At 60.0% G+C, this 325-nt stretch carries 1 pseudogene; it reads right to left on the bottom strand.

What is annotated here, in order from left to right:
* Window positions 1-325: pseudogene (locus tag ACTHSL_RS13315) on the bottom strand (bifunctional [glutamate--ammonia ligase]-adenylyl-L-tyrosine phosphorylase/[glutamate--ammonia-ligase] adenylyltransferase); the annotation flags it as partial.

Here is a 325-nt window from a genome sequence, read left to right as displayed (position 1 = left end):
CCCATGTCCATGCGTTTTCGTGCTGGTATTTGTCGAAGGCGGCGGTACTGTGGACGGGGAAGACGTCGTCGCCGTTGGGGCGCAGGCGCAGGTCGATGTCGTATAGTGTGCCGGCGGCGGTGCTGCCGGACAGCCATGTGGTCAGGCGGTTTGACAGACGGGAGTAGGTCTGCCCTGCCTCTTGGTCGGGGTCGTCAAACAGGTAGACCAAATCCTAGTCGTATGTGTAGCCGAGTTCTTTGCCGCCGAGTTTGCCGTAGCCGATTATGGCGAAGGCGGGTTCGTCGCGGTGTTTTTTCGGCTTCTGACGCCATGTGTATCGCAG

Source organism: Neisseria sp. P0008.S010, assembly GCF_051962715.1.
GTDB lineage: Bacteria > Pseudomonadota > Gammaproteobacteria > Burkholderiales > Neisseriaceae > Neisseria > Neisseria elongata.
Note: the sequence above shows the minus strand (reverse complement) of the source record. Positions and strands in the feature narration are given on the sequence as shown.